Below are 12,696 nucleotides of genomic sequence, written 5' to 3' on the forward strand. Positions count from 1 at the left end.
GGTATTTGCGCTGCAGAAACGCCTTGAAGAGCCATTGAATGTTGCAGGAATCCGAACGCCACGACTTAAGTGAGAGCCAAACGCGCTTGAGTCTATAGTTTTTTCCCACGCCCGCTGTCCGGTCTAGGGCGCGATACAGTTAGCGGCGACTGTCACAGGGTAAGCCGCTTAGATGGCGAGATAGTTTTTACCTAAAAAGATGAAATGAGGGGCTAAAGGTGCTTTTCAAAAAATTCCACCAGCAACTGGTAGTGGGCGTTCTGCCCCGAGCTGCTAGGCATATGATCCTCACCTTCATAATAGTGCACATCAGGGTTACGACCATGCTTGCGCAACCTTTCTTCAAGACGCTTGGTCATGTTGACCGACCACATTCGATCTTTGGTGCCATGAGAAAGCAATAGCGGGCCAGGATAGCGTTCGATTTCGATAGGTGTGGTCGGCAGTAAACCTTCGTAGCTATCGCGCCACGTCCAAGCACGCTTACTGACATCCCAGGCTTGCCAGCCAGGATCACCCACATCGCGAAAGCCACGTGCATCAAAGGCACCGCAAACAACATCGGGTGGGCTATGGGCGGCGATCGCGTCAGGCATGCCTTCCAGCTTGTCTTTAGCCATGAGAGAGGCGAGTAATAACGCATGTTCGGCGCCACGTGAAATACCATAAAGCCCTACTAACTCATCAACGACCTGAAATTCTCGTAGGGCTTTAAACGCCTCCACGCTGCGATCCAGCGGGTAATCAACAATATGCCCCGCATTCCAGGCATTACCGCCGCTTGAGTAGCCATAGGGAAAGGCCAAGAAACCATGGGCGGCGAGTAGCATTGCATCCCGGTGGCTCCACCCTGCCCATGCGCCTTCAGAACCATGCAGCAACATGACAGCTGGAAAAGGGCCCTCGCCTGGAGGGCCATAAGTAACGCCCCAACCGGGAAGAACGCGCTGCATGATATTTAATGGCATTTAGACAACCACTCCTTCGCCATAAGTTTCTCCACCTTCCCCATGTTATTCATTCTTTTTGGATTCATACGGTGCCATGCATCAGCGTTGTATAAAGTTTAACTGGCTTAACAGTTGAAAATATTGCTTCCATAGCATGGAAATCTTATTAATAATTAGACATTACTGAAACCAAGGATATACTATGCATCAGCCGATTGCTGTTTTCGACGCTGGCATTGGTAGCTATGCCATTGTGGCCGAGATACACAAGCGTCTTCCTAAACAGGATATTGTGTATTTCGCTGACCGGGCGAGCTTTCCTTATGGCAGCAAAGGGCAAGAAGAGCTACTCGCTGTCATGCAACGCACGCTGCGCTTTCTCGAAGGCTACGCCCCCTCGGCCATCGTCATCGCCTCGAACGCACCTTCTATCATGGTGCTGGATGACATTCGCCAGAACACCTTGGTGCCATTGTCCGGCGTCTACCCGCCCATCGAAGAAGCACTCGCCATGTCAGCGAGCGGCAAGATTGGCATCATGGGGGTGCATTCACTCATCGAAAGCTCGCCGCTGAAGCAGTTCATCGCTCGCTATGCACCCAACCCGGATAATGTCAGCCTGATCAATGCTTCTTCCATAGTGGAACTTGTCGAGAATGGCGCCTTTCTATTCGACCCGAACGCCACGCAGAAAGCGGTCACGGCTTTTAGCGATGACGTCTTCCAGCAGCATCCTGATATCGACACGCTGACACTTTCGAGCACGCATTTACCATGGCTGCGTCCCTTCTTCGAAACAGCACGACCCGGTTGCCGCTTCCTCGACCCCGCTGAATCGATTGTCACGGGGCTAGGCGAAGGAACACCGGGTACAGGTCAGATCCAAGGGCTGGTAACAGAAAGTGAGACCTATAATATTGAGACATTCCGACGTATGTTGCAGCAGTTCGGCGTGGACATCCCGTTAGAGATAGCCTCAGTGCCATAAGGCGCCTAGTGCTGCGTAGCAGCATTCTATTCCGACGGCTCCCCCTCAGCGTTATCCGCACCCTCCGAGCGCTGGCTCTGCCTTTTGCCGCGGGCGACATCCTGATGGCTGATAACCATTACCTCTCGTGGCCACCACTCTGGATGCTGGTCACGGATAAACGCCATAAGCTTTTCTCTTACGTTCATTTCCGCTGTCCACCCAGCCATAGGATCAGAGGTCATTAAATAGCAGGTCACGATTTGCGCCGTTGCCGTTTGCGCCGTCACATAACAAAGCAGTTTATGGTGCTCAATAACGTTGTCTTCCTGTTTGGCAAACTCCAAAAACTTGTCTCTTAGTAACCCAACATCGGCGCTCAGGTGCAGCGTCAGCTCCAAGTACCGATACATCTTGATGCTCTTGACCGAAAGATTCTGGAAAGGCTTAGACGTAAAGTAGGTAACGGGCACGATCAAACGCCGCTCGTCCCAGGTTCTCAAACGGATATAGGTATAAAAGATGCCTTCTACGTAACACCACTGATTTTCAAAAATGACCAAATCGCCAATACGGATGGGCTTGGCAAACGACAACTGAAAGGAAGACAGGATGTTGCCCAACACCGCCTGGCCAGCGACACCTACCAGTACCGCCAACACGCTGGCCGAGGCTAGGATGGATAAGCCCAGGGTTTCGAAAAGTTGGACCTGCCCCAGGATGTAAACCGACACACCGGTAACCGCCACCAGGATAATGATGCGGCGCAGTGCATAGAGCGAGGTCAGCAGCTTACGCTCGTCCTTGGGCTTGGTGTCGTCGATTTCACCCACCAGCCTACGCGTCATACGCAGCATCAGGGTATCCACGAAGCGAAGCGCTATGGTGCCAGCCCCCCAGGCGAGAATACCGATAAGCAGAACACGGAAAGTCGTCGTCGCGACCGCCGAAAACGACACTACATAATTCAGCACCATTTGGGTAAACAGCGACATCACGATCAACGCCGCTGGCATGCCGATCTGCCCAGCAAAAAGACGAAAGGCACCGGTGGGCAGCCATTTCGACATCAAATCAAACAAGCGGTGGACCCCCCAACCCACCAAGCCAACGAACAGCAAAAAGATAGGAATGGCGACCCACTCCCAAATCCTCAACATGCCAAACGACGACTGAAGGCGTTCTGGAATATATTGCTCCAGCATCGAGGGCCCGTATTGTTCATACAGCGTTGGAATATACGACACGCTAATGGGCATGATCAGCCACACGGGGTCGTCGTCACCCACGCGGTAGCGGCCCAGACGAATATCATAGGTTTCGCCCCTGACCTGAAGCGATGCCAGCTCTATATTACGGCGTGTTTCGCCGACGCGGGGGTTTTGCCCGGACGGGTCTTCAATCACGGCGTCTTCCCGCCCCGACAGATTATCGACGCTGATACGCTCGCCCCGCTGGATAATTTCCGCCAGTTGCCGAGCCAGATCGTGGCCCTTCTCGCGCTGCTCATCGTCGCTAAATTCCAACAAGTTGAGCATGTGCGCAGCCTTCTCGTATTCCTCCTTTTCGGTGAGGTCGAGAAAGCTTCTAACCGACTCCCTAGGGGTGACCCGGTTGGCATCTTCAGGTGCCTCGCCAAGGCCGGTATTAATCGAATCAACGGTGAACCATCGGCTATCCTCGCTCTCTCCACCTTGAGTTTGCGCCGCGCACAGGCTGGAAAATGTTAGCGCCACTACCAACATTAGCCACGCGGGCCACGAGTTATTTGCTTTCATACACGCCTTATTGGTTGAGCCAGGACAAAGTATCTACCACCAACTGCCAGTCATCAAAGACAGGCTTTCCATGTCGGTGGTGGAACAAAGTACAGCCTACCTTGCTTTATGAAGCAAGCCGTTGTGTACCGGCATCTCAAAACTGCCACATCCTTCGCCCCCACCTGGCCTGGCCGTTCTCATGCGCGGTTTCGCCTGAGGCGGCAAGCCTGCTAGGGGGTGAGGTCCTCGAGACCTTCATCGTGCAGAGACACTAGCAAGGGTTCGCCTTGCTGGTTAACCCGGAATCGACCGAAACGGGCAGGCTCGTAGCGTTCGTCGTGGCCTTCCTGGAAAAAGAACGCATTGGTAGCAAAGCGTACTTGGCCATTGCGTAAGCGGTAGTGCAGCCGCCGTTCGTCGTCACTCAGTGAGGTATCATCATCCAGGCGCTGAAAGTGGCCAATACGCCGCTTATCCAGGCGCACAATGACGTGACCATCCCTTGCCTCTGGGGTGTTCCCTTTATGGCGCCGATTAAGCGCGCGCTGAATATCGTTACTCAGTGCAAAGTTTAGCGCCATATAGTCGCCCTGCATCAGCGAGCGCGGGTCCACCGGGGCTAGCGCCAGATAAACAACTTCGCCTTCAGCCAGGTGACGCTCCTTCTGCCAGATCGCCCCGTTCACCACCGCCAAAATCAGCAGCGTGGCCGCCACAATGGCAACGCGGCTCCACTTTGCGCTACGCATCATGGTCAACGCTCCCGTTGCCTGATTTATCAATCGGTGAACTCAGCCATTGGCGCAACGCCCACCGCAGCCCCAGTAACAGCACCCCGACCACCAGCAGCGTTAGCGCCTTAATCAGCAGCGTGGCATCAAGCCAGTAATAATAACTGCCGATACCCAGCAGTAGCGACAGCACACCAAGCCCAACCAGCACACGGTGGCCAATGGCAAAGCCCAATAGCACCACCACAACGCCCTGGCCCACACTCGGCACATGGTAGGACACGATGAGCAACGCGCCCGCGCCAGCATAGGCCGCCCAGCGCGCCCTGAATGACAAAGATTGAAACCGCGTACGGAAAAGTAACAGCAGCGCCAGCGCGACCAGTGCAGCATTTAGCCAGGGCATCAGCCACACCAGGGCGCTCACCGGGTTGTCATCAACAAACGATAACGCTTGACCGCTATGGGCGAAGCCCTGATTGACCAGGAGGCTCAGCAACAGGCCATACCCCCACGCCTGCACGTGTTTAATACGCGTTGGCCAACGGAATTCATTGACCCAAAGTACGGTCAGTGCCAGCAACACCACACCGCTGGCCACCGATGCCATGCCGATTGATTCCAACGCCATATACAGCGCCACGCCGGCGGTAAAGGCAGAAAAGCTACGATGCACCTGACTCGGCATCACCAACGCCAGCAAGCACTGCAGGCCAACGAGCGCGTACCACACGTAAGCACTCTCTAGCCAAACGTCGACCAATGCCCAGGCCACCAACAGCTGTCCTGCAAGACTGATGGCCAGCGCCAAGTGTTCGGCAACATCGCTGCGGCTCACGCGGAATAGCGCAAAAGCGCCTGCCAACATAATGAACCCTAAACTCAACGACCCAAGCGCACTTTCCATTACAGATACCGCGCCAATGGCGAGAAAGCCGAGCAAGAACAACGCCGCCAGCCAGCCAGAAAACGCCTGCAGCGCTCGTACAAACCAGGGCGTTTCCGGTGTTAGGTGTGGACGCTCGTTGACCTCAATACCTGCTTGATACAACCGGGCGCTTAAAGAAGATGTCTTACGCATCACTGGAGTTCCTCCGCATGTAGCCGTTTCAACCACACCACAGCCCCAGCGCCCATCGCGAATACCACGAGGGCGAGCATCAGCATACTGCCCGCCTGCCACTCGCCTTGCCATATTAAGAACCTGGCCAGCAGTAGCGTCACGACACTAATGACCGACACGCAGCCCACTGCCACCACCAACAAATCAGGCCGCCAGCAACGATAAACGCCATATAGCGCAGCCAACCACAGCGGGTACGCTACAAGGGCTGGTGCCAAATACGTCATGGCATCGACGATCCAGATCATTATTAACAGCGTGATCGGCAAACCGCTCCCCAACGCCAAGATGCGAAGCGGCCAACGGTTGGAACACCAACCCCAGCGCTTTATTCCCCACTCCCACACGGCAAGAGCGGTGGTATTGAGCGCAAAGAGCCACCAGAAAACGGCATCGCTACTGATAAACCACACATCCAACACACCGCCCCAGGTACGAAAATAAAGCCACACCGCCAGATTAAGTAGCCCCAGCCATAGTATCCAAAGCAGAGCAAAACGAAGGATAAGCACCCAGGGCAATATCAAAACGGCCCAGATAAAAAACAACTGCCAAGGGTCGGCGCCGGTTTGATACACCTGGCCGAACAGCGCCAACAGCACCCCCACCAGCAACGACGCAGCCGTCAACGCAGCACGCGCCACCCACCGGCTGGCTTTGCCCCATACGGCAATCGCCACCGCCAGTGCTAGTGCCCCCTGCACCAACCCAAAGCGCGGCCAGCGGCCCATATCGGCCCAGTTGTACGCCACGAAAAACAGCACCGCGAAGGCAAGCACCAAGCTGCCTAGCCATAGCAAAAGCCGATCCACAAACACGCCCCATGCACGGGGCGAAGGGTGCAGCCCGGCAACCTTCACGGCACGCGCCATCTGCGCAGGCGGTATTGCGCCTTGGTCAATTAACGACACCAGTTCGCGGCGTTTTGAAGCCATGGTTTTCCTTATAAACAGGCCAGAGCAATAAGGCCTTGAAGACTGTCTACAGCAGGATGAGTAAACCAGCCACCTAGATATATTCGCTCGACTAGAAAAAAGGTCATTCGTGACTTGTTTTTAAAGACATAGCATACAAGTTGTGTAGAACCTTTTATTCCTTCCGACGTCGGACTCATATGTCTTAAAAATGATGTAGATGTTATAGCGACTCCACCCTACGCTGTCGACGGCTTAACCCCATAGGAGCCAACAAATGCTGATAAAGATTGCCAAACCAAGTGATTTGCACGAATCCGACGTCACCCCGGAATCTATCTACCTCTCCCGGCGGCGTTTTATGGGCGGCATGGCAGGCATTGGGGCAGGGCTTGCACTTTCCGGCCATACTCAGGCAGCCGCAGACGACTATTCGGACGTCCCCGAAGGCGACGCGCCCGATTGGCTGAAAGATAAAATCAGCGACGCCAAGTGGGACGCCATTACTCCAAGCGACCCCGAGCAGGACAAGATCGCCCCCTTCGATGACGCTAGTGGCTATAACAACTTTTACGAATTCGGTACCGACAAAGGCGACCCCGCCCGCCATGCAGGCAGTCTGGAAACCCAGCCCTGGAGCGTGGTGGTCGACGGTGAGGTAAACAACGGCGGGCGTTTTGCACTTGAAGACCTGGTCAAACCCGCTCAATTTGAAGAACGCATTTACCGGCTGCGCTGCGTCGAGGCGTGGTCGATGGTGATTCCCTGGCTGGGCATTCCACTGGCCGAGATCATCAAGCGCGCCGACCCGACAAGCAAAGCCAAGTACGTACGCTTTGAAACCTTAAGAGACCCGGATCAGATGCGCGGTCAGCGCTCGTCGTTCTCCGTCATCGACTGGCCTTACGTGGAAGGTCTGCGCCTGGATGAAGCCATGCACCCGCTGACTATCATGGCCATGGGCATGTACGGCCGCGAATTGCCCAATCAGAACGGCGCGCCCCTGCGGCTGGTAGTGCCCTGGAAATACGGCTTCAAAAGCATCAAGTCGATTGTGCGCATCTCGCTGGTCGAAGAGCAGCCGGTCAACTCCTGGCAGGAAATCGCCTCCGACGAATACGGCTTTTTTGCCAACGTGAACCCGGAGGTGGACCATCCCCGCTGGAGCCAGGCGACCGAGCGCCGCCTGCCTAATACCCTGTTCAATTCCAATACCATCGATACCCGCATGTTCAACGGCTACGAGGATGAAGTCGCCGAGCTATATGCAGGAATGGATCTAAGGAAGCACTACTGATGGCGACACAGCACAAATGGCTCGCTTGGCGCGTGGCGGTCTTTCTGGCGGCGCTTTCGCCGCTGGTCTTCTGGGGCTGGCAGGTGGCCAACAACGCCGCTGGCCCAGAACCAGGGCGCTATCTGTTGCTAAACATTGGTATTGGCGGGCTGTGGATGCTGCTGCTCACCCTCAGCCTGACGCCGTTGACCAAGCTCACCCGCTGGAAAGGCTTCGCGCTGATCCGGCGCCAGTTGGGTCTCTGGACGCTCGCCTACGCCACCCTGCACCTGCTCAGCTACGCGCTGTTTATCCTGGGGCTTAACTGGGCACTGCTGGGCAGCGAAATCGTCAAACGGCCCTACATTATCGTCGGCATGATTGCGCTGATCGGCCTGGCCGTACTGGGCGCGACGTCCAACAAGTGGTCTATGCGCCGCTTGGGCAAGCGCTGGAAATCGCTACACAAATTTTCCTACGTCATCTTGGGGTTGGTGCTACTGCACTTCTTCTGGGTCGTACGTGCCGATATGAGCGAATGGGCTATGTATGCGGTTATTGGGGCGCTCCTCATGGCTACCCGTCTTCCACCCGTCTCGCGCACGTTGCCTAAACTGCGTTATCGATTAAGTCGTTAAATAAAGTAAAACGGTGTGCGCCAGGCAGTTCGGTACTGATATCGACTAGCACGGTTGCTGAGTTCCTTTACTTATAGGCAGCAGTCTCTCGGTTTACTTTATCATCGACGCCATGATCCTTCCTGCAGATCGCGGAAGTCGAGGCGGCCGAAGCGCTGACGGACCAGGCCAGGGCTACGCCACGGGGTCGCCTAAGAATCAATGCGCCCGTCACCTTTGGCAGTCAAAGCCTGGTTCCACTGGTTATCCGCTACCTTCGTCAGTACCCCGAGGTGGAGGTCGACCTCACCTTGTCAGATCGCTTGGTCGATCCTATCGAGGAGGGTTAGGAAGCCGTCATTCGCCTCGGGCCAATCAGCGAAAGTACGACACTGGTGGCACGCCCACTTGCCCCCTATCGGCTTATCGCCTGTGCCTCGCCAGCCTATTTAGCTGAGCATGGTGAGCCTGAGACACCAGCGGATCTGCTGGCGCATGAGTGCCTGGGCTTTGCCTATTGGTTCGGCACTTTGGGCAGAACGTGGCGCTTCAGTCGCGACAGCTGCCTATATGACGCCCCCGTGCGCGGGCGGCTGCAAATCAACGACTGGAAAGGGCTGCTTCGCGCAGCACTGGAGAGGTTCGGCATTACATTGGGCTATGAAGCCGCACTGACTGAGGCGTTATCCGCCGGGCGGCTGGTGCGCATCTTGCCAGAATTTGAGGGGCCTTCGAGACCCATGCACCTACTCTACGCCGCTGATCAACGCATGACGCCGAAGCTACGTCATTTCATAGACGATATTGTGGCCACGTTTGCTTAAATAAAAATAAATATCCCGTAAAAAATTAAAAAAACCAATCAACTACGACCAAAAAATTAAAAACAGCATGGAGAAAAAGCAACCAAAAAAACAAAATATAAAAAACCAAAACAGAGAAGACAAACATGCATTATCTAACACAAAGCATAGCCATTGGGTTTATGATAGCAGCACCTGTTGGTCCAATAGGATTACTCTGCATGCAGAGAACGTTAGCAGACGGCTGGAAACTTGGGTTTATAACAGGGCTAGGCGCGGCTTCAGCCGACTTGCTATATGGCATCCTGGGTGCTCTCGGTTTTGCCGCCATCATTTCGCTTTTATCAACATCGCTACTATGGTTATCTATTGCGGGTGGGGTAATACTGATTTATCTGGGAGTTTCTGCAGCCAAAAATAAAACAAATCATTCTGCAAAAAATAAAAATCCGCATTCACCATTAAAAGCCTACTTAACTACATTTTTTCTTACATTATCGAACCCAATGACAATCTTTGCATTTATTGCCATATTTTCAGCTATTGTCCCAAATGGCAACAGCCCCACAGACATTGGACTAGTGAAGTTGAGTATCATTTGCTTAGGGGTTTTTCTTGGCTCAATGGCTTGGTGGGTCTTTTTGACTTCTGCTGTGTATTTCTTGGCAGCCAAAATAAATGAGTCTAAAATCAAAACTGTTAGTTGCCTGGCAGGCGTCTCAATAGCATTATTTGGCTGCCATACAGTTGTCACTACTATTATAAAAGTGCTATGAAGGATGCCTATTACTCAAAAACCTATTCAACACATCATGACGGCTATCCATTGAAATAGGCTCCGAGAGAACAATCCTTGTTTTAGTTTCACCAAAAGTATTTACCTTTGCAACAAACTCTTCGACATCCCGATTAGTGGGAACATATATTCGAATCAAATAGGAGTCTTCGCCGGTTACATGCAGACATTCCGCTACTTCGGGCAGAGAATCGAGCTTGGCTAGAAGTTTCTCTTTTTGTGGTTTAAACGCCGTAATACCAATTACAGCGGAGACAGCCAGCCCAATTTTTTCCAGATCCACTACCGCTGTGTAACCTTTTATAACGCCACTTTCCTCCAACTTTCTCATTCGCTCTGTCACCGCCGGTATTGAAAGGCCTACTTGCTGGGACAGCTTTGTAACTGAGATACGGCCATCCTGGCGCAATGCACGAATAATTTTCAGATTCATTCTATCCATTCAAACCTCTCAAAAAAATTTAACTTAAAGAATTAACCCACCACCCACTCATTAAAAGCATTCTTCTCGGTGTCGCTCCCCTGATGGGCATAATAAACCAACCGTAGGTGACGCTCCTCATCAACGGTGAGCGTGGTGTGTTCAAACGCGATAGCGCCAATCCCATCCAGATTAAGATGGCGCACGCCCTGGCAAGGGGCGTTGACCTCCTGATTTTTCCACCATGCCTTAAACTCGGGCGCCACTTTGGTTAACTCTTCAACCAACCCATCGATAGAGGGATCTTCGGTCGCGCGGGCAAAGTCGCGTCGGAAGCTGGATAGCATTTGGCAAACCTGCTCCTCCCAGGGTGATAACCGCTGGCGCATGGCAGGATCGGTAAATAACAACCAGAGCATATTGCGGCGCTCGGGTGCATGGGCAGAGAAGTTGAACAGCTTATCGGCCGCAGCGTTCCAGGCCAGCACATCCCAGCGTAAATTAAGGATATAGGCAGGCCGTGTGGGCAGGTCGTCCATCAAGGTTTGCACCAGCGACGGCACGCTGCACCAGGTTTTGCCTAGCTCAGAGGGTAGCCGCTGATGGGCAAGTAAGAACAGATGGCGGCGCTCGGCCGCATCCAGCTTGAGCACTTTGGATAAGTTATCCAGAAACGTCGCCGATACGCTAATATCGCGGCCCTGCTCCAACCAGGTATACCAAGTCAGCCCCACGCCCGCTAAAGCGGCGACCTCTTCGCGTCTTAATCCTGGCGTTCGCCTTCGACGGCCACGTGGCAGCCCCATCTCTTCCGGGGCAATTTTCTCGCGATGCTTGCGTAGAAACGCAGCCAAGTCTTCCCGCGTTCGAGTTAGCGTCCGGGCAGCAGTCATTTTATTACCTTTAATCACTTATCACTTTTAGTAATAGCATAAACAGTTAAATTGTACCCCTTTAAAAGCCCCTCCAGAATAGCCTCTCGCTGGCAGAACTACCGGCGATTTAAATCCTTTCTAATGCTTATTTCTGGAGCACGTAATGGCTGATCAGTCTCGTTTATCGGTTTATTTAATCGCCCTGGGGGCATTTGCACTGGGGATGGCTTCTTATGTCACTGCGGGGCTTATTCCTCTTATTGGCGATGCTTTTAGTGTCACGGCTGCTACGGCGGCTCAATTAGTCACGGCATTCACCTTAGCCTATGGCTTAGGCTCGCCCGTCGTCGTAGCACTACTGCCCGGCCAGCATCAACGCTTGGGCTTACTAGTGGCGTTGGCCGTTTTTATTGTGGCCAATATCGCTAGCGCACTGGCCACTAGCTTTATCGCCCTCGCTATATGGCGAGCGGTCGCAGGCGTGGGCGCTGGGGTTTATCTTGCCATGGGCATTGCCGCCGCAGCCGCCATCACGCCAGAGGCCCAGCGCGGTAAAGCGATTGCGATCATCATGGGCGGCATGGCGAGCGGCACGGTACTGGGGGTGCCTATCAGCCTGTTGCTGGCAGAGCGTTTAGGCTGGGCGTCAGCCATGTGGCTTATCGCAGGTCTTGGCTGCATCGCCTACGCCGGACTTCACACCAAACTGCCTGCACTGCCAGCCACACCGGTGCTTTCACTTGTTCGCAAACTGGCTATTTTGAAAAACCCTCATGCCATGGCCATTCTGACAGTTTCCTTATTGGCGGCCATTGCCAGCCTGGGCATGTACACCTTTATCGCCCCCTTTATGGCGGGCAGCGAGTCAGGCGCTGTTCAGTCGATTACCGGTTATTTATGGGTATGGGGGATTGGTGGCGTGCTGGGTAGCTTTTTGGTTGGCCCATTGGTCGACAAATTTATCGGGCCCGTTATTACCTTGGCGATTATGCTGCTGCTTTCTATAGCCCTCATCTCGCTGCCCTTTGCTGTGTCGATTCATCCACTGCTAACGTTACTGCCGATTGCGCTTTGGGGCGCCGTGGGCTGGGCGCTGCAAGTGCCACAAAACAACGAGCTCGTTCGTACGAGACAAGCCCATGGCGACGGCAACTTGGCGGTCGCGCTCAATGAATCGGCGCTCTATTTAGGTAGTGCGCTAGGTGCGGGGGGCGGAGGGATTATGCTTGCTCTCCAACTGCCCGTTTCGGCATTAGCGGTGGTTGCCGGAGCTATCGCCACTGTAGGTGCGGCAGTTCAGCTCATCATCATGCGCACTATGCACTAATCCCGTTCGCACAGGCCAAGGGGCTCTCTTCAAGGGATCGTCTTTACGCCATTAAGATCAATGAAGACCACTCCCGGCGAGCTTGAAACCAAGCATACGTAATCAAGCGACTTCACTGCGGCAACATATCAACCGC

12 protein-coding genes and 1 pseudogene are annotated in these 12,696 nt (G+C 53.9%); 6 read left to right on the top strand and 7 right to left on the bottom strand.

Features of this window, described 5'->3' with window-relative positions; translation table 11 throughout:
- Positions 1 to 212 precede the first annotated feature (212 nt).
- Entirely contained in the window at positions 213 to 968 is a 756-nt protein-coding gene (locus GA0071314_RS14020) for an alpha/beta hydrolase family protein (protein WP_074397228.1), read from the bottom strand.
- Positions 969 to 1,152: 184 nt separating this feature from the next.
- Here GA0071314_RS14020 and GA0071314_RS14025 point away from each other — a divergent pair, with 184 nt between their 5' ends.
- Positions 1,153 to 1,938 (top strand): glutamate racemase, encoded by a 786-nt coding sequence (locus GA0071314_RS14025; RefSeq protein WP_074397229.1) that lies wholly within the window; start codon positions 1,153 to 1,155, stop codon positions 1,936 to 1,938.
- 26 nt (positions 1,939 to 1,964) lie between these two features.
- Here the strand turns inward: GA0071314_RS14025 and GA0071314_RS14030 are convergent, their stop codons facing one another.
- From GA0071314_RS14030 to GA0071314_RS14045, 4 genes are all read right to left on the bottom strand, one after another.
- Positions 1,965 to 3,695 (bottom strand): mechanosensitive ion channel family protein, encoded by a 1,731-nt coding sequence (locus tag GA0071314_RS14030; protein WP_074397230.1) that lies wholly within the window; start codon positions 3,693 to 3,695, stop codon positions 1,965 to 1,967.
- Positions 3,696 to 3,907: 212 nt separating this feature from the next.
- Positions 3,908 to 4,429 (bottom strand): GDYXXLXY domain-containing protein, encoded by a 522-nt coding sequence (locus tag GA0071314_RS14035; protein ID WP_074397231.1) that lies wholly within the window; start codon positions 4,427 to 4,429, stop codon positions 3,908 to 3,910.
- Entirely contained in the window at positions 4,419 to 5,489 is a 1,071-nt protein-coding gene (locus GA0071314_RS14040; protein WP_074397232.1) for a DUF4401 domain-containing protein, read from the bottom strand. Before GA0071314_RS14040 ends, GA0071314_RS14035 begins: the two co-directional genes overlap by 11 nt.
- Positions 5,489 to 6,466, bottom strand: a complete 978-nt coding sequence (locus GA0071314_RS14045; RefSeq protein WP_074397233.1) for a DUF2157 domain-containing protein — start codon at positions 6,464 to 6,466, stop codon at positions 5,489 to 5,491. Before GA0071314_RS14045 ends, GA0071314_RS14040 begins: the two co-directional genes overlap by 1 nt.
- A 256-nt stretch (positions 6,467 to 6,722) precedes the next feature.
- Between GA0071314_RS14045 and msrP the strand changes: the two genes are divergently transcribed.
- From msrP to GA0071314_RS14065, 4 genes and pseudogenes are all read left to right on the top strand, one after another.
- The gene (msrP, locus tag GA0071314_RS14050) at positions 6,723 to 7,742 is read left to right on the top strand and encodes a protein-methionine-sulfoxide reductase catalytic subunit MsrP (RefSeq protein ID WP_074397234.1); all 1,020 of its coding nucleotides are present in this window, start codon (positions 6,723 to 6,725) and stop codon (positions 7,740 to 7,742) included.
- The gene (msrQ, locus tag GA0071314_RS14055; RefSeq protein ID WP_074397235.1) at positions 7,742 to 8,359 is read left to right on the top strand and encodes a protein-methionine-sulfoxide reductase heme-binding subunit MsrQ; all 618 of its coding nucleotides are present in this window, start codon (positions 7,742 to 7,744) and stop codon (positions 8,357 to 8,359) included. Before msrP ends, msrQ begins: the two co-directional genes overlap by 1 nt.
- Before the next feature lie 155 nt (positions 8,360 to 8,514).
- Positions 8,515 to 9,162: pseudogene (locus tag GA0071314_RS14060) on the top strand (LysR substrate-binding domain-containing protein).
- Positions 9,163 to 9,323: 161 nt separating this feature from the next.
- On the top strand, positions 9,324 to 9,917 hold the full coding sequence (locus tag GA0071314_RS14065; RefSeq protein ID WP_269449438.1) for a LysE family translocator: 594 nt from the start codon (positions 9,324 to 9,326) through the stop codon (positions 9,915 to 9,917).
- On the opposite strand, the gene GA0071314_RS14070 is transcribed toward GA0071314_RS14065, so the two are convergent.
- A complete protein-coding gene (locus GA0071314_RS14070) occupies positions 9,912 to 10,379 on the bottom strand; it encodes an Lrp/AsnC family transcriptional regulator (RefSeq protein WP_074397237.1) in 468 nt (155 codons plus the stop codon). The two genes, GA0071314_RS14065 and GA0071314_RS14070, sit on opposite strands and share 6 nt — an antisense overlap.
- A gap of 32 nt (positions 10,380 to 10,411) precedes the next feature.
- On the bottom strand, positions 10,412 to 11,251 hold the full coding sequence (locus GA0071314_RS14075) for a helix-turn-helix transcriptional regulator (RefSeq protein ID WP_074397238.1): 840 nt from the start codon (positions 11,249 to 11,251) through the stop codon (positions 10,412 to 10,414).
- A gap of 145 nt (positions 11,252 to 11,396) precedes the next feature.
- On the opposite strand from GA0071314_RS14075, the gene GA0071314_RS14080 reads away from it, so the two are divergent.
- Positions 11,397 to 12,560, top strand: a complete 1,164-nt coding sequence (locus GA0071314_RS14080; protein ID WP_074397239.1) for an MFS transporter — start codon at positions 11,397 to 11,399, stop codon at positions 12,558 to 12,560.
- Positions 12,561 to 12,696 lie beyond the last annotated feature (136 nt).

It is taken from the genome of Halomonas sp. HL-93 (assembly GCF_900086985.1).
Lineage (GTDB): Bacteria > Pseudomonadota > Gammaproteobacteria > Pseudomonadales > Halomonadaceae > Vreelandella.